The organism is Staphylococcus sp. HMSC62A08 (genome assembly GCF_001839105.1).
In the GTDB taxonomy this organism is placed as follows: domain Bacteria; phylum Bacillota; class Bacilli; order Staphylococcales; family Staphylococcaceae; genus Staphylococcus; species Staphylococcus caprae.
This window is the reverse complement of record NZ_KV840039.1, coordinates 807,507-830,183: the sequence shown is the minus strand read 5'-3', so window position 1 is coordinate 830,183 and position 22,677 is coordinate 807,507. Positions and strand designations below refer to the sequence as shown.

Genomic DNA, 22,677 nt, shown 5'->3' with positions numbered 1-22,677 from the left:
CTAGAATTTAAGAATTCGTATTATCGCCCCGGCAAGGGTGACTAGAGTTGAAGAAAGCTTAGCATAAGCGCATTTTCAATTCAGACATCTACTGCCTATATAACCAACTCGTATAGAGATAAGGCTGGTATATTAATACTTCGTATTGTTTAGCTCCCTTGCCGCGGGCATGGCTTGAGCCTGTAGTCTCAAGACGCATGCTATTCCTGCAGGCGTGTCGCTCTCAATACTCCGTATTTTTCATGTGTAAAATCTTCACATACATGAACTCATTTGAGAAAATACGGCTTCTCGATAGATTAGAAGTTTCAAGCAATCTTTATATTTCGATTTACTCATATCTATATAAATAACGCATCTATAAGCGTGTTCAATTGCTTATAGATGCGTTTCATTTAATCGTATGTACGTACACCAAGAGGTTTATAGTTGTGTAAACCTTCTATCAATGCTTCTTTAGTATCAAACAGTGGTGCTAATTTTTTATATTTTTTATCAATAAATCCTTCTTTAATCATATGTTCAATTAAAGCTTGTAACGGTTCAAAGAAACCATTGAGATTGAAAACTCCGATAGGTTTTTGGTGAATGCCAATTTGTGCCCAACTATACATTTCAAAGAACTCTTCTAAAGAACCAGCACCGCCCGGAGCCATCACAAATGCATCTGCTAATTCTGTCATCTTATTTTTACGTTCATGCATGGAATCTACTAAAATGAGTTCACTCACTTTTTGACTGGTAATTTCTCGTTCATCTAACATCTTAGGCATGACACCTATAGCCTTACCGCCATGATCGAGTACGCCATCTTGAATAGCGCCCATAATACCTACTGATCCAGCACCAAAGACAAGTTCATAACCTTGTTCAGCCATATATTTACCTAATTCATAAGCCTCTTTAACATATGATGGATCATTTCCTTTGCTTGCACCACAATAAACTGCGATTCTTCTTATCATGTTTTACCTCCTAAAGTTGTTTAATAATTTTCGAAAATGCTTGTTCAAATTTTAATCTATCTTCTCTTGTGAAAGGTGGAGGACCTTTATGACGGCCACCTTGCTTTCTAATTTGTGCGTTAAGATAACGTTGGTCTAACAAAATTTGAATATTATCTGAACGATATATACTTCCTTTATGATGCATGACTACACGTACTTTGTCTATAAGTAAACTTGCCAAACCATAATCTTGAGTAATGACAATGTCCTCACTTGTCGCTATTTGTACAATTTTATAATCGACAGCATCAGGTCCATCATCAACATACACAGTTTTAACATGTTCAGGTTGGATTTGATGTGAAAAGTGGCTGAAACTCCTCAACACCGTAACAAAAATGCCTGTCCCTTCGGTCAATTCAATCACTGAATTAACAACAGGACAAGCATCTCCATCTATGATTACTTTTGTCATCGCAATTTAGGCCTTAGAATCATCAGATTCTTTATTCTGTTTTACGACACTGTCAGCCACGTAATCATCATATTTTTTAAATTCTTTTTTTCTAGCTTTTTTAGCTTCTTCGCGTTGTTTTTCTTCTTTTTTGTGACGTTTTTCAATATTCTTTTGAAGCTTTTTATCTAATTTCTTCACATCTTTACGATTATCTTTTTCTAATTTTTCGCCTTTTTTCTCGGTTTTATCATCTAATTTACCAGGAGTTAAGCCGACTTTTTCTTCATATTTTTGAGATTTTTTCATATCTTTAATACGTTGTTTTTGATTTTCTTCACGTTGTTTGTCTTCTTCTTTGTGTCGTTTCTCAATATTTTTCTGAAGCTTTTTATCCATTTTGTCAGCTTCTTTACGATTTTTCTTGGCTAATTTTTCGCCTTTTTTCTCGATGTATTCAGGATCATTTTCTTTCGCAATTTTCTTCAATTCACGTTTGTTGTCATATTCTTGTTTTTTATCGCCAACATATTCTTTTACATCAGAAGCTTTATTTGAAATCGCAGATGTTGCCTTTGATGTTGCTTTAGACGTAGCATCAGTAGCTTTACGTACGTCGGGATGTTCTTTAATACGTTTACGTTCAACGACTAACGGTACGATCACGATAGGTAGTACATTGATTAAAGTCTTAATGAGTTTCTTATTGTCCATACTCGTTGCCTCCATTAATTTTTACTATTCTTATTCATACCCTATGATACATGATAGTAAACGAGAGTGACCAGTCGTTATATACATTTAACCTATAAGGCTTATTTTGAAAATGAAATAAAAAAAACACTTACGAGTTCGAATTTAACTCGCAAGTGTATATCAAAGGTACTTCTATAAAGGATTACAATGGACTGGTGTCCATTGCATAAGAAGTACTAAGAAAATAACAAGTTATTTTCAAGTACTTCTTTATTAAATTCCTTTGCCGATGCCGAAACCGAAGTATAGAATTGCAATGATAACAACTAAGACGATTCGGTAAATCGCAAATGGAATCAATTTGACTTTACTAATTAAATGTAAGAATGTCTTAATCGCAATTAAGCCAACAATGAATGCTGCTAAGAATCCTAATAAATAGAATGGAATATGTGCTAAGTGAATGTATTCATAATGTTTTAATAAAGATAATCCACTCGCTGCTAACATAATTGGAACAGACATAATAAATGTAAAATCAGATGCTGCTTTATGATTTAATTTCATAAATACACCAGTAGAAATTGTAGAACCAGATCTACTGAAACCAGGCCACATGGCAATGGCTTGTGAAATACCGATGACAAATGCTTGGAAGTAATTAATTTGGTCTACAGTTTGAGGATGTTGCACCTTTTCAGAATATTTATCAGCTAAAATCATGTAAATTGCACCTAGGAATAAACCAATCATTACAGTAGGTACACTGAATAAATATTTTTCAATTAAATCATCAAATAAGAAACCTAGAATACCGGCTGGAATCATACCAACCAATACATGCATTAAATTTAAACGTTTAGGTTGAGAACGACGTTGTACAGATGCTTGATTATCAGGTTTGTGATGCCCGATATGTAATATTTCTAAGAAACGGTCACGGAAAACCCATGCCGCTGCGAATACAGAACCTAATTGGATAACCACTTTAAAGGTGAAGGCAGACTGCTCACCTAAAAATTTAGTGGACTTTAACCACATATCATCTACAAGTATCATGTGTCCGGTAGATGACACAGGGGCAAACTCTGTCAGACCCTCAACGATACCCAAGATGATGCCTTTTATCAATTCAATTAAAAACATAATTGACCCACTTTCATCAAACTTTTATATAGTCTTTCATTCACTAAAATTACCATATCATCATAGCACATTAAAGAAAAATAGTGGTAGCCTAATCCCATAAAACTAGACCAAAGTCTTATAAACAATTTATTTTGATATTTAAAATAAAATCTTCAAAAAATCAATGAGCGTATTAATTTATATTTACAACAAACCTTTTATAATGAAAGTAGGTGAAGTTATTGTGAAAAAACTAACAAATTTAGTATTTAAATATAAAATATATCCAGTTCTCATGTGTATCGTGAGCATTTTTTTATCCATAACAGTTGTCATACAAAATATCTCAATTGCACGTTTTTTAAATCATGTACTTTACAATCATAAGCAACCATTAATATATCTATTTATAGTCATCCTTGTAGTACTTATTGCACGTGCAACATTTAATATGTTGAATCAACGCATTGGCGACCACATGGCTTATAAAGTAAAAACTGATTTGCGTCGACAAGTTATAAATAAAAACAGTCCTCTAGCCATAGGAGAACAAATGAACATATTAACTGAAAGTATTGATGGCATTGCACCATTCTTTCAAAGTTATTTACCTCAAGTGTTTAAATCAATGATGATTCCAGTTGCCATTATTATAGCGATGTGTTTTGTTCATTTACCAACTGCATTAATCATGATGGTTACTGCGCCGTTTATTCCCATGTTCTATATCATTTTTGGACTTAAAACAAGAGACGAATCGAAAGATCAAATGACATATCTTAATCAATTTAGTCAGCGCTTCTTGAATACTGCTAAAGGGCTAATTACGCTCAAATTATTAAATCGAACAAAGCAAACTAAAGAACATTTATATGAAGATAGTACTCGATTTAGAGATTTAACGATGCGTATTTTAAAAAGTGCCTTCTTATCAGGCTTAATGCTCGAATTTATCAGTATGTTAGGCATTGGTTTGGTAGCACTTGAAGCAGCACTTAGTCTCGTGGTATTTAATTCAATCAGCTTTGTAACAGCTGCCATTGCTATCATTCTTGCGCCAGAATTTTATAATGCGATAAAAGATTTAGGTCAAGCCTTTCACACGGGTAAACAGAGTGAAGGTTCAAGCGATGTTGTGTTCGACTTTTTAGAATCTGAAAATCAACCTCCATCTCCTGCTCCAAAAGTTAATAACAACCAGGAACCACAAATAAAGGTTGAAAATGTGTCATATCGTTATCCAGACAGTGAGCAATACGCTTTAAGAAACATTAATATGACAATTTATCAGAGAGATAAAATTGCAATTGTTGGACCGAGTGGTGCCGGTAAAACAACGCTAGCGCATATTTTAAGTCAGTCTGTAAAACCTTCTGACGGTGAAGTGATATTTAATATGGAAGAAACACGGATTGGCTTTTTAAGTCAGAACCCCTATATTTTCACAGATACAATAAAAAACAATATTGCAATGTATGATCATGAGATTTCTGATGAAGACATTATTCAAGTATTAGACGAAGTAGGACTTAAAGACAAAGTACTTACACTTAAGGACGGTATTCATACACGAATCGGTGAAGGTGGGGAAATGTTGTCAGGTGGTCAGATGAGACGTCTTGAATTGAGCCGTCTACTACTTATGAAACCTGACTTAGTCATATTTGATGAACCAGCTACAGGTTTAGATATTGAAACTGAACGTACGATTCAAGCAGTACTTCAAGACCATTTCAAAGAGACTACAATGCTTATTATTGCTCATCGTGACACTACGATTAATCAAGCTGAACGACGTATTTATCTTGAAAATGGTCAACTCATCAAAGATGATGCAACGATATCTGTATCTCAAAGTGAGGTGAATCGTTAGAGATGAAACCACATATTCATTTTCGTATAGATAAAGATTTAATATTAGCAATTTTAGTAGGTGTACTGGGAGGCCTTGTCGCATTAGCAATGTTCTTTTTAAGTGGGTACATGGTGACTCAAAGTGCACTTGGTGCACCCTTATATGCCTTAATGGTGCTTGTTGTCTCAGTCAAAATGTTTGGATTCTTAAGAGCCATTACACGTTACATTGAAAGACTACTTTCTCACAAAACAACCTTTACGATGTTAAGAGATGTCAGAGTTCAATTTCTTGAAAAATTAATTCCTGTAGTTCCTGATGTGTATCGTAAATTCAATTCAAGCGATTTAATTTCTCGTATGATTAGTCGAGTTGAAGCCTTACAAAATATCTATTTAAGAGTGTATTATCCACCCGTAGTTATTGGTCTAACTGCCATTGTATCAATCATTACATTTGTCTTCTTTACGCCTATGCATGCATTATTGATAGCTGTAAGTATGATATTGACGTTATATATCGTGCCATGGTTGAGTGCGAAAAAGGCACGGACACTAAAACAACAAGTTGCTCTACAGCAAAGTGATTTTCTTCAACGTTTTTATGACTATAAAGAGGGAAACGAGGAGTTAAAACGTTTTAAACAAACCCATACGTTTAAAACAGATGTGCTCAACCAGCTTGAGCAATTTGATGCCTTGCAAGCAAGAGAACGACGTTTCTTATCTTTATATGATTATATGCTTAATTTAATAGCCATGATTTCAATCTTTCTAAGTTTAGTCATCGGTGCACAACAAGTACATGCAGGTCATCTAGATGTCGTATATTTAACTAGTATTGTTTTAATGGTACTCACTTTATTTGAGCAAGCAGTACCAATGAGTAATGTTGCATACTACAAAGCTGATACCGATCAAGCACTTGCTGAAATTAATGAAGTTATAGATGTGTCTGAATCTCGTGATGCTGCTCATTTTGAAAGTGAAAAAACGAAAACTGAACTATTTGAGGTAGAACATGTCACATTCAAATATTGGAATCAACAAACACCAGTACTCCATGATCTCAATCTAACGATAAACAAAGGTGAAAAAGTCGCAATCATAGGTCCTTCCGGTTCAGGTAAAAGTACTTTACTCCAAGTGATGCTAGGACTTTATCAAGTTGAACAAGGACATGTCACATTGAATGGTCAAGTTGTAACAGATATTGATAATGAGGAAAAATATCGTTATATCAACGGCATGTTACAGTCTCAGCATATGTTTGACGGAACAGTGCGAGATAATTTATTTTCAGATAAAGAAGATGCTGAATTAGAAGGCGTGCTTCAATCTGTTGGTCTAGGATACCTAGATTTAGATAGAAATGTGAGTTTAAATGGTGAGAATCTATCAGGGGGCGAGGTACAACGATTAAGTTTAGCCCGATTATTGTTGAGAGATGATGCACGTATCTGGATATTAGATGAACCGACCACAGCATTAGATATAGATAATACTAAGAAAGTAATGAATTTAATTGAAGAAGCTTCTGAAACAATAATTGTGGCAACTCATGATTTAGATGTACTGTCTCGCTTTGACAAAATTGTGGTCATGTTAGATGGAGAAATGAAAGAAATTGGATCATATGGTAGATTATTAAACGAGAATAGCTATTTACATCGAATGCTTGAATTAAATAATAAGACGAGTCATTCAGTTACAGATTAAATTGAGTTTACTAAGAAAGGGAATAGCTAACGAACTAGAGATAAAAAACTCGTACCCAAAAGCGGTACGAGTTTTTCATGTTTCATTTTAAAATGTATATCAATTTCTAAGCTTTAACTTTAATTTCATGACAGAAACTTACTATTTTTCTTTCGCTTCAGTAAATGCATCGATCACTTTGCCTAATAAACGGTTAAGTTCTTGAACTTCTTCTTTAGATAATGAAGAAGCTGTTGCGACTTTTTCCGATGCACTACTTAATTCAGGTCTAATCATTTCGCTTTTGTCAGTTAAGTGAATAAATACTTCGCGTTGATCCACTTCTGAACGTTCGCGTTTGATTAAATCAACTTGTTCCATTCGTTTAAGTAATGGCGATACAGTCCCTGTATCAAGTGCTAATTCTGTAACAACCTTTTTGACATTCACAGGTGACTCATCCCATAATATTGTTAATACAAGAAATTGTGGGTAAGTTAGATTGTACTTTTTAAAGACTTTGTTAGAGTAGTAGCGATTAACTTGTCTTTGAGCATTGTACAAACTAAAGCATAGCTGCTCTTTTAAATTGTGTTGATCAGACATTAAAGTTCTCCTCCAGACATTCTATCCGTGTTTTCTCTTTTTCGGATTGGAATCCGTCTATGTTGTGCAAAATTTAATTCGCGCAACACTTTGATTCAATGCCATGCTAAAATTAAAGTATGCTTAAATTTTAGAAGATATCTTACATTAAATCAAGTAAAAAGATAATTAAATATTTATGTTATCATTTTCAAAAATGCTTGTAATAGAAAAGGAAATATAAAATGAGAAATAATAAAGATGAAAAAATATCAATTTCTATCATTAGCGGTTTTTTGGGTAGTGGAAAAACTACTTTACTGACACATTATATGAGCGAATTATTAAAAATTGATGAGAAAATATCAGTAATTATGAATGAATTTGGCTCTTTCGATGTAGATGGTAATCATTTAACCGATATGGTAGAAGTGTATTCTATATTAAACGGCTGTGTATGTTGTGATTTGAAGTTAGATTTAGTAAATCAATTAGAAGTGCTTATCAATGAAAAAGATGTGAATCATATCATCATTGAAGCAACGGGTATTGCGCATCCTATTGAAATTATTATGGCATGCCAAGACCCTAGAATAGTTCAATATGTCCACCAACCACAAGTGATTGGGGTCGTTGATGCTGAACGCTTTTTAAATAGGGAGCAGTATACTGAATCCACAAAAAGATTGATGGAAGAACAACTTGAAGTGAGCAATGTATTAATTGTGAATAAAATAGATCTTATCTCTGAAGAAGAACAACAATATTTAGAAGATGCGCTTAACCGTATCAATGCCAATGTTCCGCATATCTTAACGACTTATGGAAAGGTAGATGTCTCCAAATTATCACAATTTCGTGACGAAGTTGTTACACAACACACACATTCTCATCATCATGGTATAAATAGTATGCAATATACGTTTAGTGGGCCAATCGATCGTCAACTTTTTTATCAATTTATTTTACGTTTGCCTGATGAGGTCTTACGTTTGAAAGGTTACGTTCAGTTTCGAGATCATCCGAATGCTACATACGAATTCCAGTATGCATACGGGCTTCCCGATTATGGCGTCATAGATAAGGTGCTACCATTAACGATAGTTATCATAGGAGAGCAACTAGACGTGAATAGACTAAGAAATAAACTTGATATGTTACAATTTTCATAATTAAGGAGAGTCAAAAGATGAACAATGAAGATAAACGCGAAAAGCAAATCAAATTCGAACGAAATTTGATTACTTTTCCATATTTAGGATTTGCCATCGTCGTACTATTATTTAATATATTTTATCCAGATATTAAAGTTACAATGGCGTTATTTTGTTTTTTTTTTGCTTTTTATTTAGGTATGCTCTTTATAGCATTTATTAGACATTTTAAGCGCACGCTTATCTTAACACTTATTTTAACGATCTTAAGTGGTGCAGCTTTCTTCACATTATTATATGTGTTCGGTCTAAGACACGATATATTTGGCTAGTCAGTTGGTCGCATCGAATTTATAGCTGAATAAGGATATTTGAAAAGCTTTGTTATTTCAATGTTATAATTATATTGAAATAGCAAGGCTTTTTAATTTTTAGATAGATAAATTTTATTTAGGAGGCTATTGTTAATGAGTACAAGAAGAAAGATTTCAATTATCGGTGCAGGTAACACTGGATCAACGTTGGCTTTTATTTTAGCTCAAAAAGAATTAGCAGATATAGTAATGATTGACCGTCCTCAATCAGAAGGGTTCGTTAAAGGTAAAGCGTTAGATATTTAGAAAGTGGCCCTATATTTGGATTTGATACTCAGGTTCAAGGGTCTGTTCAAATTGAAGATATCCAAGATTCAGATATTGTTGTGATGACAGCTGGAATTCCTAGAAAACCAGGAATGACAAGAGATGATTTAGTACAAACAAATGAAGAAATTGTGTATCAAACTTCCCGTAACATTGCCAAATATGCCCCACAAGCGACGATTATAGTATTAACAAATCCAGTTGATGCGATGACGTATACCGCGCTGAAAGCTTCAGGTTTTCCTAAAGAACGTGTGATAGGCCAATCAGGTGTTCTCGATACCGCACGCTATCAAAGTTTTATAGCAGAAGAATTGCAAGTATCTGTGAAAGATATTAATGGACTTGTGCTTGGTGGACATGGAGACACGATGGTTCCACTTGTTGAATCAACTCAAGTAAATGGTGTACCAGTTAAAGATCTTATTTCTAAGGAAGTCTTAGAACGTATTGTTGAACGTACGAGAAAAGGTGGTGCTGAAATCGTAGAATTATTAGGAAAAGGTTCAGCATATTACGCACCTGCAACTGCAATATATGAAATGATAGAAGCGATTTTAAAAGATCAAAAACGTTTACTACCTAGTATTGCTTATTTAGATGGTGAATATGGATTCTCAGATATTTGTTTAGGTGTGCCAACAATTCTTGGTAATCATGGTATTGAGAAAATCGTTGAAGTAAATCTGAATGATAAAGAGCAAGAACAATTGCAACACTCCGCTCAATCAGTTGAAAATGTTAAAAATGCTTTGAAAAATAACTAAATATTAATTTACTGATATAACCTACTTTATAGTTGCCAAAAAACTACAGAGTGGGTTTTTTTAATTCATTCATATCATTTAAGTATTCAAATATTTTAATTGTGAAAATATTTGATGATTATATGTACTTTCTTACGAAATCGCCATTTTAAAGCGCTTTCTTGATATAATTTAAGTGTAAATTTAGGTCAAGGAGATGATAGTGATGACTAAAGGGAATCATAAAGCTCAAACGCAAAGTCAACATTCACAAAGTAAAAAGGCATACAAGCCATTATGGATTATCATCAGTTTTGCTTTATTAATAGGCATTTTATTATTACCAACGCCTGCAGGATTACCTATTATGGCGAAAGCAGCACTCGCTATCTTAGCATTCGCAGTTATCATGTGGGTGACTGAAGCAGTTTCTTATCCTGTTTCAGCTGTACTTATTCTTGGATTGATTATTTTATTATTAGGTTTAAGTCCAGTTCAGAATTTAAGTGAAAAGCTAGGTAACCCTAAAAGTGGCGATGCAATATTAAAAGGTAGTGAGTTGCTAGGTACTAATAACGCACTTTCACATGCATTTAGTGGTTTTTCAACTTCTGCAGTCGCACTAGTCGCAGCTGCATTATTCCTTGCAACAGCAATGCAAGAGACCAATTTACATAAGCGATTAGCACTACTCGTACTCTCTATAGTTGGAAATAAAACGAGAAATATAGTCATCGGAGCTATTTTGGTATCTATTGTTTTAGCTTTCTTTGTACCCTCAGCGACGGCACGTGCTGGCGCAGTTGTACCTATACTACTTGGTATGATTGCAGCGTTTAATATGAGTAAAGAGAGTAAGTTAGCATCCTTGCTCATTATTACCTCAGTTCAAGCTGTTTCAATTTGGAATATCGGTATTAAAACAGCTGCCGCTCAAAATATTGTAGCTATCAATTTCATTAATCAGAATTTAGGCCATGATGTATCATGGGGAGAGTGGTTCTTATACGCAGCGCCATGGTCAATATTAATGTCAATTGCTTTATACTTTATCATGATTAAAGTGATGCCACCTGAAAGAGATGCTATAGAAGGCGGAAAGGAATTAATTAAAAAAGAATTGAAAGACCTAGGTCCCGTTAGTGCAAGAGAATGGCGTTTGATAGTCATCTCAATTTTGTTATTACTCTTTTGGTCTACTGAAAAAGTACTTCACCCAATTGATTCTGCTTCTATCACATTAATTGCGCTAGGCGTTATGTTAATGCCAAAAGTCGGTGTAATTACTTGGAAAGGTGTAGAAAAGAAAATCCCTTGGGGAACAATTATCGTCTTTGGTGTTGGAATTTCGCTAGGTAATGTACTATTAAAAACAGGAGCAGCCCAATGGTTAAGTGATCAAACTTTCGGTTTAATGGGCCTGAAAGGTCTCCCTATTATTGCAACGATTGCGTTAATTACGCTATTTAATATATTAATTCATTTGGGATTCGCAAGTGCCACAAGTTTATCTTCCGCACTTATTCCAGTATTTATTTCATTAACATCAACATTACATTTAGGAGACCATGCAATAGGATTTGTATTAATTCAACAATTTGTAATTAGTTTCGGATTCTTATTACCTGTAAGTGCGCCTCAAAATATGCTCGCATACGGAACAGGTACATTTACTGTAAAAGATTTCTTAAAAGCTGGTATTCCATTAACCATAGTCGGTTACATTCTAGTCATTATATTTAGCTTAACCTATTGGAAATGGTTCGGATTAGTTTAGAAAGATTTGCATACTATCTCATGTTTTGAATAGGAGGTTGAGACATCATTGATGATCTCAGCCTCTTTTAACGTATTGGCAGTAGAGGCTTGAATTGAAAATGCGCTTAAATCAAGATCCTATCATTACTAGCCATCCTTGCCGACGGGGCCCCAACATAGTAAATTTTTAAAAAAGAAATTCTGCAAACATGCGAATTGGGTGCAGACAACGAAATTAATTTTGTTAAAGTGTATTTCTGCTCCTATTTGTTGTCTATTTCATAGGAAAATTGTGTAGTATTGGAGACTTCATTTTAGGGTATAAAGATAAAAAGATCTTAATGTTAGGTGGTAGCAACGATGAAAGTAGGTGTCATTTTAAATAGAGTGTTTAGACTTGAAAATAACCCATTGTTTGAGTACATCTCTCAAAATAAGGAAGATATAGATCAATGCTATTTCATCATTCCTCAAGAAAAGTTTGATAAAGAAGCGGAAATGAAGGCAAATTATTATTATGGTACATTGCAAAAGTTTGTGGATACGTTGCATGACTACGATATTCAACCGTTTCTTGTAGATTATGATGAACTCACTCATTTTTGCAAAGATAAAGAGATATCCGAGGTTGTCTTGGCAGGAGATATTATGAGTTACCATGAAGAAAAGTATGATATTTTACATCAAAGTGCGTCCTTTAAAAATGAAGGCATATCTGTGGTTTCAGTAAGAGCGAATCATTATTTTAAACCGAATAAAACACGCAATAATAAAGGAGAACCATATAAAGTATTCACAAGTTTTTATAAAAAATGGCGACCTTATTTAATGAAAAGATCAGTATTTAGCTATGATATTAAAGATATCGCAAAAATGGGTGTCAAATCACAACAAAAGGTAAAAGGTGATTATAGTCAATACGGTATAAGTGAGGCAGATGCTCAGTATCGGTGGTCTGACTTTTTAGATAAAGATATTGAAAACTATAATACTAACCGAGAATATTTGCCTGAAGTGCTCACAAGTCAGTTAAGTATTTATTTAGCTTACGGCGTTTTGGATATTATTCAAATATTCAACGATTTGCTTGAGAATTATGACAAGGATGAGCAGAATTACGAATCTTTTATTCGTGAGTTAATTTTTAGGGAATTTTATTATGTATTAATGACGTATTACCCTGAAACAGCGCATCAATCATTTAAAGACAAATATCGTGATTTGCAGTGGTCATATAATAAAGAAAATTTCAATTTATGGAAAGAAGGGAAAACAGGATTTCCTATTATTGATGCGGCTATGGGAGAACTTAATACGACAGGTTATATGCATAATCGTATGAGAATGGTCGTTTCTCAATTTCTCACTAAAGATTTATTTATCGATTGGACATGGGGTGAGGAGTACTTTAGACAAAAACTCATTGATTATGATTCTGCTTCAAATGTGCACGGTTGGCAATGGTCGGCTTCAACTGGCACAGATGCGGTGCCTTATTTTAGAATGTTTAATCCAGTGAGACAAAGTGAACGCTTTGATAAGGATGCTTTATATATTAAAAAGTTCGTACAAACATTGAATGATATCGATGCAAAATATTTACATGATACACATAAATACGAACGACAAATCAAAGAACAAGGGATAGAACTAGGTAAGGATTATCCAAAACAAATCGTCAATCACAGTGATAGCAGAACACACGTGATGTCAGAATTTAAGATGTTAGAATAAAGAGAATCCTGCTCTTCCAATATAGTGATTGATAATGGAAGGGCAGAATTTATGTTCTGATTGCTATGCTTTTAAATTATTTTAATATGAAAAGACAAATATATACTGCTACATACTCCAGTAAAGTAAGAATATACATATATTTAAGTCTTAATTTAATGTTAAGTGGCACTTCCCAGTTCGGATAACGTCTTTCGTAGTAAAAGACTTGCATAAGAAATAAACCGATACCTAAAGGTAAGCACATTAATAAGATGCTTTGAGTATAACTAAAACCTATATCATGCCAAAATGCCCGACGATAAGCTGTAGAACGATGAGAATAATGATTAAAAGCGTAATATTGAAAATCATTTTTGTAATCTCACCCCTTTAACAATTAAGGCCAGTACAGCTTGCATCAAGACCATTAAAAGTACAAACATGAAAGTTTTTAAACTAAATACTGAGAGTACTTCTGTCACGATTTTTAGTGGTTCATTAATTAAATAAACCGTATGAAGTCTTAAAAATCGTCCTATATAAATACCTAATCCATTTAAGAACATAAGTACAACAATTAGTGTGTGGTTCAACCATTCATGAGATGTAAAATGTTCTATCTCCATAAATATGAGAATCATGACATACATTGCTAAAAAGACACCTAGCATAAGATATGTGAAGAATATCCATTCAGTAAGATTCAATCCCACTAGAAAGTTAAATTGAAATTGGTTTAAATGTATTAAATCAGTAATCATATAAAAGGTATTAGGTACTAATAGTAAGAATACAAGTCCAAAAATAATAAATAACGGCCACTCGAATGCTTTTTTAGGTTTAAAGAGTTTTAAAAGTAAACATAATTCAAAAGGAATATATGCTAAAAATAAATTAAGCGTCATAAAGTTGAAGACTCTCGTTTCTGCTAACGAGATGGTAAATAAAATAATAAAGTATATCCTTGCAAAATAACGTGGTTGCACTGTCATGCACTACTTTCCTAAAGTTTTAAAAAATTTGATAGTCGGATTTTAATGATAACTTTTAACCTAAGGCATATCAAATAATATGAGTCTCGAATGATTTAAAGTTTATCATTATTAAATGAAAGGTTAAGAAAATAGTTATGAAGGGTCTAATAAATTTAAACCTATCTCTTTGTTATGGATGCGATTGATATCGAGTGATGTCATTGTAATGATAATTTCAGCAGTAGCAGAAACAATTGCTTTAGTCAGATGACCGCTGAGGGTTTCATATTGTTGAGTTCCAAATGTAGCGTGTAAATGTGCAAATGGTTTATCATCAATGTGTGAGATATTGCCTAGTAAGCTTATTAATTCTAATGGTTCTTTAATATCCTTCGCTTCATATTCTTGTGTATTTAAGTTATAGAAATTTAAAGTTACAGCATCACATGCACCAATGCCACTTACTGAACCGAACTTACCATTATATTGTTGTGCGATTTTTGTGACTGAGTCTATAATGTCTTCTCCTTTTTCTAATACAAGTACAATTGTGTTGCCTTCAGTTTGATATTTCATAACATGACCCCTTTGTTTGATAACTTTTATAAGTAAAAGTATACAGTGAAAAAAGGTGAAATGCTTAAATTTTAATGATGAGCTATTGTAATATGATATTGAAATAGTATACAATGTAGAAACTTTTAGTTACTTAAGTAATGAAACTACGTTTATTTAACTATTTAAAAATATAAAGAATTAGCTAAAACTAAGATTTACTGTGAGATATTTTAAAAAAATTATATAGAGAGGAGGCCACTTTATGAAAAAACAATTATTTACACTCTACTTCAATATTTTCCTTATATTTTTAGGAATAGGTCTTGTGATTCCAGTGTTACCTGTTTATTTAAAAGATTTGGGATTAAAAGGTAGTGATTTAGGTTTACTAGTTGCTGCATTTGCTTTGTCTCAAATGATTATTTCACCATTCGGCGGAACATTGGCAGATAAATTAGGAAAGAAACTCATTATTTGTATTGGACTCGTTTTATTCTCAATATCTGAATTTATGTTTGCTGCAGGACAAACATTTACAATATTAATCATCTCTCGTGTACTAGGGGGATTTAGTGCAGGAATGGTAATGCCTGGTGTCACAGGAATGATTGCTGACATCTCTCCAGGTGCAGATAAAGCGAAGAATTTTGGCTATATGTCTGCAATTATTAATTCAGGATTTATTTTAGGTCCTGGATTTGGCGGTTTCTTAGCTGAATTTTCTCATAGACTTCCGTTCTATTTTGCCGGAACTTTAGGTGCCATCGCGTTTATCATGTCTCTTGTTTTAATTCATAATCCTAAAAAAGAAACGACAGATGGTTTCCATCAATATCAACCTGAATTACTCACTAAAATCAATTGGAAAGTCTTTATCACGCCTGTCATTTTAACGTTAGTATTAGCCTTTGGTTTATCAGCATTTGAAACATTGTTCTCTTTATATACATCAGATAAAGCTAACTATACGCCTCAAGACATTTCTATTGCGATTACAGGCGGTGGAATATTTGGCGCATTATTCCAAGTATTCTTCTTTGATAAATTTATGAAGTATTTATCAGAGCTTAACTTCATTGCCTGGTCATTATTATATTCAGCAATTGTTCTTGTTATGCTCGTTGTTGCTAATGGTTACTGGACGATTATGGTTATCAGTTTTATTGTGTTTATTGGATTCGATATGATACGTCCTGCACTAACCAATTATTTCTCTAATATAGCAGGAGATCGACAAGGTTTTGCAGGTGGACTTAACTCGACATTCACGAGTATGGGGAATTTCGTCGGTCCACTTGTAGCAGGTGCATTATTCGATATTAACTTAGAATTTCCGATTTACATGGCCATTGCAGTGTCTTTATGTGGAATTGTAATTATCTTTATTGAAAAGGGCCTAAGATCAAAGCGTAAGAAAACACAGCAATCATAATAATGAAGTATTTTAATCTCAAAGAAACAAGATTTAAGTTTTCTTTGGGATTTTTTAATACGTTTGCGATTGAGGAACATTTATAATGATTTCTACATATTTTATAGTCAAAAACCGAAAAATTAAATTTGATTAAGCATGCTTAATGCGTCTTTTATGTAACAAAAATAACAACTTCAGTAAAATTCATGTTACAAATATTACAATCTATTTAAATTGCAACCTACATATCTTTTTATGAAAATTATTATGTTAAGATAGATGAAAATCTCAAGAGAAATGTGGGTAAGGAGATGAATTTGAAAAATTTATTATTAAGTATTGTAGCAGTTATACTATCTATTTGTTTAGTAGGATTAATCTTCCTAGCTACAAATCAAAATGCTTTAGCAAAAGTACACCAAACGATATGTACATTTTCAAAAGCAAATAAAGTTTCTTACATCGAAGATACATTTAATTTACATTCAAACTATACTGCAAAAGCATCAGAAAAAGACGAAAACGACAAGAGTAAGCAAATCAATAATAAAAACTACAATAAAAAAGTTGATAACGGTCAAACTTCTTATGATTTCACACCACAAGAGTGTAATGTTATTGCTTTGAATTATGCAAACAATCATTTGAACACGAATTATGAAATTGACCATATGCACAGTCAATCACCAACTTCTGAATATGCTTTTACAGATATGCATGGTAAACATGAAACAGATATTACTGTCGATAAAAATGGGCACGTGAATACTAAAAAATTGTACACACATTAACAATCACTCTTTCAGATTAAATAGGAAGAGTGATTTTTATTATGTGAATGTCCAATGCATAGTTGAAATGACTGTATGATTGGTTAAATGATTCTTCCATTACATGATAAAATAGTTATCGAATAAAGTTATAATATTGAAGGTGAAAAAGATGGCTAAAACGAAAAAGACCAATGCGATGCGTATGCTAGATCGTGCAAAAATTGATTATGAAACTAACACTTATGAAGTAACTGAGAAACATCAACACGGTGAGCAAATTGCCGCAATGGTAGGGGCAAATGTTGAAGAAGTTTATAAAACGCTTGTATTAGAAAATGCGAATCATGAACACTTTGTCTTTGTTATTCCAGTCAATGCATCATTAGATATGAAACAGGCCGCGCACGTAGTTAACGAGAAAAAGCTTAATTTAATGCCACTAGATCAATTAAAACAAGTCACTGGATACGTAAGAGGCGGATGTTCGCCAATTGGGATGAAACATTTATTCAAGACCACTATTGATCGTTCTGCTCAAAATTTGGATAAAATTTATGTGAGTGGTGGTCAACGTGGTATGCAGATTATCATTAAAGTCGAAGATTTAATTAAAATGACAGAAGCACAAGTTGCACATATTACACACGATTAACTTGTAAAATATAATATTGTGATTGATTTTGAAAGTATGAATCACAACCATTTAAATGGTTTAAACCTTGATATTACAGTCAGAAATAAAAACACCTCATAAAAAGGGTGTTTTTTATTTTGTCACAAAATGAATGTTTTTGATTGTTTTTGGCAATTTATGATTGAAAAATGTAAGCGTACTCATTATAATAATGATTGAGATGGGGTGACAAGATGATTTCAGAAAAACGTCATGATTTGATATTACAAGAATTAACTAAAAAAGACTTTTTAACACTCCAAGAATTAATTGATCGCACGGATTGTAGTGCCTCAACGATTAGAAGAGATTTATCTAAACTACAAAAGATTGGGAAATTACAACGTGTTCATGGTGGTGCAACGCTCAATCAAAATCGAGTAGTAGAACCTGGCTTATCTGAAAAATTGACTCAGAATTTACGTGAAAAGCAAGAAATAGGTAAACGTGCTGCGCAAGAGATACAAGATAATGAATGTATCTTTTTAGATGCAGGGTCTTCAACTTTTGAAATGATTCAATATATAGATGCCAAAGATATCATCGTTGTAACAAATGGTATGACGCATGTTGAGCAACTTTTGAAATATGGGATAAAAACACTAATGATAGGCGGACAAGTGAAAGAAACGACCATGGCAACCGTTGGTGCAAATGCATTGGAAACGTTAAGAAGATATTGTTTTGATCGCGCATTTATCGGAATGAATGGTATTGATTTGAAATACGGATTTACCACTCCGGATGAACAAGAAGCGTTGATTAAAGAAACGGCAATGAAACTTTCAAATGATAAGTACATATTAGTAGATCAAACGAAATTTAACCAAGTGTACTTTGCAAGAGTACCTAAGTCAGAAGGGATTAAAATCATAACATCTCAGAAGGCATTTAAAAATAAAGTGACAGAGGAATATCTAAGCGAATATCACTTTGTAGGAGGTAAGTCATGATTTATACAGTAACATTTAATCCTTCCATCGATTACATCATGTTTACGGATGGGTTTAATTTAAAAGGATTAAATAGAGCAACCGCAACATATAAATTTGCAGGAGGTAAAGGTATCAATGTCTCAAGAGTACTTAAAACTTTAGATGTTGATTCTACTGCATTAGGTTTTGCTGGAGGATTTCCAGGAGAATTTATTTCTAAAACATTAGAAGATAGTCAAATCCAAACAGATTTTATTCAAGTAGATGAAGATACGCGTATTAATGTGAAACTTAAATCAGGTCAAGAGACCGAAATCAATGCACCAGGACCTAAAGTCACTGATGAACAATTTCAAGCGCTTCTAACAAAGATTAGAAATACAACAAGTGACGATACAGTCATTGTAGCAGGTAGCGTACCCAAAAGTATTCCAAGTGATGCATATGCTCAAATAGCTGAAATCACTAAAGATACTGGCGCTAAACTTGTTGTAGATGCGGAAAAGGATTTAGTCGAAACAGTATTACCTTATCAACCACTTTTCATTAAACCAAATAAAGATGAACTCGAAGTGATGTTTAATACAACGGTAACGAGTGATGAAGACGTTGTTAAATATGGTAAGGAAATTCTTAAAAAGGGTGCTCAATCCGTCATTATCTCGTTAGGTGGCGATGGTGCAATTTATGTAGATAAAAAGCAAAGTATTAAAGCCGTGAACCCTCAAGGGCAAGTAGTCAATACTGTTGGTTCTGGCGATAGTACAGTCGCAGGGATGGTTGCTGGCTTAGCCTCAGGTTTATCTATCCAAGACGCTTTCAAACAAGCAGTCGCTTCAGGAACAGCTACTGCATTCGATGAAGATTTAGCAACGAGGGATGCTATAGAAAAAATTAAATCTCAAGTTACAATTTCTGTACTTGATGGGGAGTGAAATAAATGAGAATCACAGAACTATTAACAAAAGACACAATCGCAATGGATTTATCTGCATCAGATAAAAATGGTGTCATCGATGAGCTTGTAAATCAATTAGATAAAGCAGGAAAATTAAGTGATGTAGCGTCATTCAAAGAAGCAATTCACAATCGTGAATCACAAAGTACAACAGGTATTGGGGAAGGGATTGCTATTCCTCATGCCAAGGTAGCAGCGGTTAAATCACCAGCAATTGCCTTTGGGAAGTCTAAAGAAGGCGTGGATTACCAAAGTTTAGATATGCAACCCGCACACTTATTCTTTATGATTGCTGCACCAGAAGGTGGCGCTCAAACACATTTAGATGCACTAGCTAAACTTTCAGGCATTTTAATGGATGAAAATGTTCGCGAAAGATTAATACATGCTGAATCACCTGAAAAAGTATTGCAAATTATTGATGAAGCGGATGATGAAGCAACAAAAGAGGAAGAAGCAGAGGCGCAAGAGAATGAATCAAATGAAGTAGGAGCTACTGCTGGAAGTACAGAGTCAGATCAAAGCGATGAGCCATATGTATTAGCTGTGACGGCTTGTCCAACAGGTATTGCACATACGTATATGGCACGCGATGCTTTGAAAAAACAAGCCGAAAAAATGGGTGTCAAAATAAAAGTAGAAACTAACGGTTCAAGTGGTGTTAAAAATCACTTAACAGAGCAAGACATTGAACGTGCTACAGGAATTATCGTAGCAGCTGATGTTCATGTTGAGACGGATCGTTTCAATGGAAAAAATGTGGTAGAAGTTCCAGTTGCGGACGGAATTAAACGTCCAGAAGAATTAATTAACACAGCATTAGACACAAACCGTAAACCATTTGTTGCTCGTGGCGATAACGCTAGAGGCAATAAAGATGAAAAAGAAGAAAAACTGAGCCCTGGTAAAGCATTTTACAAACACTTAATGAATGGTGTTTCAAATATGTTACCACTTGTTATCGCTGGTGGTATTATTATGGCTATTGTATTTATTATTGGACCAGATTCATTTAAACCTGAGAGTCCTCAACACAATGCGTTTGCAGAACAACTGTGGAATATTGGTAAAAATAGTGCCTTCGCATTGATTATCCCAGTATTAGCAGGTTTCATCTCTCGTAGTATTTCAGATAAACCAGGTTTTGCTGCAGGTTTAGTTGGTGGTATGTTAGCTATTTCTGGTGGTTCAGGATTTATTGGTGGTATCATTGCTGGTTTCCTAGCAGGTTACTTAACACAAGGAATTAAATACATTACACGTAAATTACCTCAAGCAGTTGAAGGTTTAAAACCAACATTAATCTATCCATTACTATCAGTTTTAATTACTGGTTTATTGATGATTTATGTATTTAACCCTCCAGCTTCTTGGCTTAATCATTTATTACTTCATGGTTTAAATAGTTTATCTGGCTCAAATATCATGTTACTAGGTTTAGTGATTGGTGCAATGATGGCTATTGATATGGGTGGGCCATTTAACAAAGCGGCATATGTTTTCGCAACTGCTGCGCTAACTGAAGGAAATCTTGCTCCAATTACTGCAGCTATGGTAGGTGGTATGATTCCACCGTTAGCGATTGCGACAGCTATGTTAATCTTTAGAAAGAAATTTACGAAAGAACAAAGAGGTTCAATTGTTCCAAACTATGTGATGGGATTATCATTCATTACTGAAGGTGCTATCCCATTTGCAGCTGCCGACCCATTACGTGTGATTCCATCAATGATGGTTGGTTCAGGTGTTGCTGGTGCGCTTGCTTTAGGTCTAGGTTCTCGCATTCATGCACCTCATGGAGGCATCATCGTAATAGGAAGTACAGACTTTAGTCATATCTTACAAACATTGCTTGCATTAGTTGTAGGTACATTGATTTCAGCATTATTATATGGTTTCTTAAAACCTAAAGTAACTGAAAATGAAATTCAAGCTTCTGAAGCAATGGATGAATAATAGAATTACGACAAGCTCTTGCCAAAATTAATGTAGTTGGCAGGAGCTTTTTTATATTAAATGGAACTTTATGAAACTCGATAACAATGTTAATCTTCAGAAAAAGTTGAGTAGATTCAAATAGAAATAAATGATATAGCGCGTAAAGAAAGCTATAATAAAATAGCTGAAGATTCATTAGATAATACAAAGAAAAGAAGGTTTCAATCATGTCAGAATATGTAATTACGAACGGAAAAGTATACACAGAAAATCAAGTGATCGACAAAGGATTCGTTCATATTAAAGACGGAAAAATCGCAGACGTAGGTGAAGGGCATTTTCAAGGAGTGGCCTATCAAGAATCAATTCAACGTATTGATGCGGAGGGTCGACATATTGTGCCTGGATTTATAGATATCCATATTCATGGCGGATATGGAGAGGATGCAATGGATGCGTCTTATGAAGGATTACAACATTTGGCAGAATCTTTATTATCAGAAGGAACAACATCTTTCTTGGCAACAACGATGACACAGTCGACTGACAATATTAATCGTGCACTAAAAAATATTGCCGAATATCAAACGAAACAAGATGAACATTCTGCTGCTGAAATCGTAGGAATTCATCTCGAAGGTCCATTTATTTCTGAACATAAAGTAGGCGCACAACATCCAAAATATGTACAAAGACCTTCAGTTGAACAAATTCATGCCTTTCAAAAAGTGGCTAATGGTTTAATCAAAATTATCACATTTGCACCTGAGGTAGACAATGCTAAAGAAACGTTGAATGCTATGAAAGATGATATTATTTTTTCAATAGGCCATACCGTAGCAACGTTCGATGAGGCAAATGAAGCTGTCAAACACGGCGCGAAACATATCACACATTTATATAATGCAGCAACAGGATTTGCACATCGTGAACCAGGCGTGTTTGGTGCTGCTTGGTTAAACAAAGGTTTAAATACTGAAATGATTGTAGACGGTGTGCACTCACATCCTGCGTCTATAGCGCTCGCATATAAACTTAAAGGCAAGGAACATTGTTATCTAATTACAGATGCGATGA

The 22,677-nt window shown here is 33.9% G+C and carries 20 protein-coding genes and 2 pseudogenes; 14 read left to right on the top strand and 8 right to left on the bottom strand.

Translation table 11 applies throughout. The annotated features are described in order from the left end of the window. Positions 1-395: 395 nt before the first annotated feature. From HMPREF3264_RS09930 to HMPREF3264_RS09915, 4 genes are all read right to left on the bottom strand, one after another. Positions 396-962 carry an LOG family protein gene (locus tag HMPREF3264_RS09930; RefSeq protein ID WP_037541529.1) on the bottom strand — a complete coding sequence of 189 codons (567 nt, stop codon included), beginning with the start codon at positions 960-962 and terminating at the stop codon, positions 396-398. A gap of 13 nt (positions 963-975) precedes the next feature. Further along, positions 976-1,422 (bottom strand): YaiI/YqxD family protein, encoded by a 447-nt coding sequence (locus HMPREF3264_RS09925; RefSeq protein WP_070873223.1) that lies wholly within the window; start codon positions 1,420-1,422, stop codon positions 976-978. Positions 1,423-1,428: 6 nt separating this feature from the next. Further along, a complete protein-coding gene (locus tag HMPREF3264_RS09920; RefSeq protein ID WP_037541167.1) occupies positions 1,429-2,115 on the bottom strand; it encodes a hypothetical protein in 687 nt (228 codons plus the stop codon). Positions 2,116-2,370: 255 nt separating this feature from the next. Continuing rightward, positions 2,371-3,243, bottom strand: coding sequence for an undecaprenyl-diphosphate phosphatase (locus HMPREF3264_RS09915; RefSeq protein WP_002441398.1), 873 nt, complete (start codon positions 3,241-3,243; stop codon positions 2,371-2,373). A 226-nt stretch (positions 3,244-3,469) separates the two neighbouring features. On the opposite strand from HMPREF3264_RS09915, the gene HMPREF3264_RS09910 reads away from it, so the two are divergent. Together HMPREF3264_RS09910 and cydC are read left to right on the top strand one after the other, a co-directional pair. After that, positions 3,470-5,098, top strand: coding sequence for an ABC transporter ATP-binding protein/permease (locus HMPREF3264_RS09910; RefSeq protein ID WP_070873222.1), 1,629 nt, complete (start codon positions 3,470-3,472; stop codon positions 5,096-5,098). A 2-nt stretch (positions 5,099-5,100) separates the two neighbouring features. Continuing rightward, on the top strand, positions 5,101-6,798 hold the full coding sequence (gene cydC, locus HMPREF3264_RS09905) for a thiol reductant ABC exporter subunit CydC (protein ID WP_070873221.1): 1,698 nt from the start codon (positions 5,101-5,103) through the stop codon (positions 6,796-6,798). A gap of 141 nt (positions 6,799-6,939) precedes the next feature. Here cydC and HMPREF3264_RS09900 read toward each other — a convergent pair whose 3' ends face one another. After that, entirely contained in the window at positions 6,940-7,383 is a 444-nt protein-coding gene (locus HMPREF3264_RS09900; RefSeq protein WP_070832468.1) for a global transcriptional regulator MgrA, read from the bottom strand. Between the two features lie 224 nt (positions 7,384-7,607). Here HMPREF3264_RS09900 and HMPREF3264_RS09895 point away from each other — a divergent pair, with 224 nt between their 5' ends. The 5 genes and pseudogenes from HMPREF3264_RS09895 (at position 7,608) to HMPREF3264_RS09875 (ending at position 13,395) form a co-directional block, all read left to right on the top strand. Continuing rightward, the gene (locus HMPREF3264_RS09895) at positions 7,608-8,534 is read left to right on the top strand and encodes a CobW family GTP-binding protein (protein ID WP_070873220.1); all 927 of its coding nucleotides are present in this window, start codon (positions 7,608-7,610) and stop codon (positions 8,532-8,534) included. A 17-nt stretch (positions 8,535-8,551) separates the two neighbouring features. After that, positions 8,552-8,848 (top strand): hypothetical protein, encoded by a 297-nt coding sequence (locus HMPREF3264_RS09890; RefSeq protein ID WP_070873219.1) that lies wholly within the window; start codon positions 8,552-8,554, stop codon positions 8,846-8,848. 135 nt (positions 8,849-8,983) lie between these two features. After that, a pseudogene (gene mdh / locus HMPREF3264_RS09885) lies at positions 8,984-9,924 on the top strand (malate dehydrogenase). 205 nt (positions 9,925-10,129) lie between these two features. Further along, positions 10,130-11,680 (top strand): SLC13 family permease, encoded by a 1,551-nt coding sequence (locus HMPREF3264_RS09880; protein WP_070873218.1) that lies wholly within the window; start codon positions 10,130-10,132, stop codon positions 11,678-11,680. A gap of 341 nt (positions 11,681-12,021) precedes the next feature. After that, positions 12,022-13,395 carry a cryptochrome/photolyase family protein gene (locus HMPREF3264_RS09875; RefSeq protein ID WP_070873217.1) on the top strand — a complete coding sequence of 458 codons (1,374 nt, stop codon included), beginning with the start codon at positions 12,022-12,024 and terminating at the stop codon, positions 13,393-13,395. A 76-nt stretch (positions 13,396-13,471) separates the two neighbouring features. Here the strand turns inward: HMPREF3264_RS09875 and HMPREF3264_RS13000 are convergent. The 3 genes and pseudogenes from HMPREF3264_RS13000 to HMPREF3264_RS09865 form a co-directional block, all read right to left on the bottom strand. Then, positions 13,472-13,749 (bottom strand): annotated as a pseudogene (locus HMPREF3264_RS13000) (hypothetical protein). Next, positions 13,746-14,363: a DUF1361 domain-containing protein gene (locus HMPREF3264_RS09870; protein WP_070873281.1), complete on the bottom strand. Its 618-nt coding sequence runs from the start codon at positions 14,361-14,363 to the stop codon at positions 13,746-13,748. Before HMPREF3264_RS09870 ends, HMPREF3264_RS13000 begins: the two are co-directional and overlap by 4 nt. A gap of 141 nt (positions 14,364-14,504) precedes the next feature. Then, positions 14,505-14,927, bottom strand: coding sequence for a PPC domain-containing DNA-binding protein (locus tag HMPREF3264_RS09865; RefSeq protein ID WP_070832454.1), 423 nt, complete (start codon positions 14,925-14,927; stop codon positions 14,505-14,507). A 244-nt stretch (positions 14,928-15,171) separates the two neighbouring features. Here HMPREF3264_RS09865 and norA point away from each other — a divergent pair, with 244 nt between their 5' ends. The 7 genes from norA to nagA form a co-directional block, all read left to right on the top strand. Next, positions 15,172-16,341, top strand: a complete 1,170-nt coding sequence (norA, locus tag HMPREF3264_RS09860; RefSeq protein WP_002441422.1) for a multidrug efflux MFS transporter NorA — start codon at positions 15,172-15,174, stop codon at positions 16,339-16,341. 293 nt (positions 16,342-16,634) lie between these two features. Then, complete coding sequence (locus HMPREF3264_RS09855; protein ID WP_070873216.1) at positions 16,635-17,114, top strand: hypothetical protein; 480 nt, start codon at positions 16,635-16,637, stop codon at positions 17,112-17,114. A 151-nt stretch (positions 17,115-17,265) separates the two neighbouring features. Next, positions 17,266-17,748, top strand: a complete 483-nt coding sequence (gene ybaK, locus HMPREF3264_RS09850; RefSeq protein ID WP_070873215.1) for a Cys-tRNA(Pro) deacylase — start codon at positions 17,266-17,268, stop codon at positions 17,746-17,748. 215 nt (positions 17,749-17,963) lie between these two features. Continuing rightward, positions 17,964-18,722, top strand: a complete 759-nt coding sequence (locus HMPREF3264_RS09845; RefSeq protein ID WP_044466937.1) for a DeoR/GlpR family DNA-binding transcription regulator — start codon at positions 17,964-17,966, stop codon at positions 18,720-18,722. Continuing rightward, the gene (pfkB, locus tag HMPREF3264_RS09840; protein ID WP_070873214.1) at positions 18,719-19,639 is read left to right on the top strand and encodes a 1-phosphofructokinase; all 921 of its coding nucleotides are present in this window, start codon (positions 18,719-18,721) and stop codon (positions 19,637-19,639) included. Before HMPREF3264_RS09845 ends, pfkB begins: the two co-directional genes overlap by 4 nt. Before the next feature lie 5 nt (positions 19,640-19,644). After that, the gene (locus tag HMPREF3264_RS09835; protein ID WP_070873213.1) at positions 19,645-21,618 is read left to right on the top strand and encodes a PTS fructose transporter subunit IIABC; all 1,974 of its coding nucleotides are present in this window, start codon (positions 19,645-19,647) and stop codon (positions 21,616-21,618) included. Between the two features lie 209 nt (positions 21,619-21,827). After that, positions 21,828-22,677: N-acetylglucosamine-6-phosphate deacetylase (nagA, locus tag HMPREF3264_RS09830; RefSeq protein WP_070873212.1), on the top strand; the 850-nt coding region annotated here is incomplete at its 3' end.